Source organism: Pseudomonas sp. K8, from assembly GCF_014889455.1.
In the GTDB taxonomy this organism is placed as follows: domain Bacteria; phylum Pseudomonadota; class Gammaproteobacteria; order Pseudomonadales; family Pseudomonadaceae; genus Aquipseudomonas; species Aquipseudomonas veronii.
Genome location: NZ_VJWO01000209.1, coordinates 1 through 488, shown reverse-complemented (window position 1 = coordinate 488; position 488 = coordinate 1). Strand labels below are relative to the sequence as shown.

The window sequence follows — 488 nt, the reverse complement described above, 5'->3', positions numbered from 1 at the left end:
ATCAGTGCTTGCTCTGGTCCTGCGGCATCGCCAGCAGCTGTTTTTCCTGGTTCCAGTCGAACGGTTCGTCGTTCTGTTCGGCTTCAAAGCGACGCTCTTCCAGGGCCTGGTACAGGTCCAGTTCTTCGTCGGGCATGAAGTGCAGGCAATCGCCGCCGAAGAACCACAGTAGGTCGCGTGGCACCAGATGGGCAATTTGCGGGTAACGCAGGATGACCTGGCTCATCATGTCCTGGCCCAGGTACTGGCTCTCGGTAGTGTGGGAGGGGGCAAGCCCCCTCCCACATTGAATGATCAATGCTTGCTCTGGTCCTGCGGCATCGCCAGCAGCTGTTTTTCCTGGTTCCAGTCGAACGGTTCATCGTTCTGTTCGGCTTCAAAGCGACGCTCTTCCAGGGCCTGGTACAGGTCCAGTTCTTCATCGGGCATGAAGTGCAGGCAATCGCCGCCGAAGAACCACAGCAGGTCGCGTGGCACCAGATGGGCGA

1 protein-coding gene and 1 pseudogene are annotated in these 488 nt (G+C 58.6%); both read right to left on the bottom strand.

The genetic code is table 11. From position 1 onward, the window contains the following. Position 1: 1 nt before the first annotated feature. Positions 2–259 (bottom strand): annotated as a pseudogene (locus tag INT12_RS32140) (PA2817 family protein); the annotation flags it as partial. A gap of 35 nt (positions 260–294) precedes the next feature. Continuing rightward, positions 295–488: PA2817 family protein (locus INT12_RS32135; RefSeq protein WP_319018070.1), on the bottom strand; the 194-nt coding region annotated here is incomplete at its 5' end.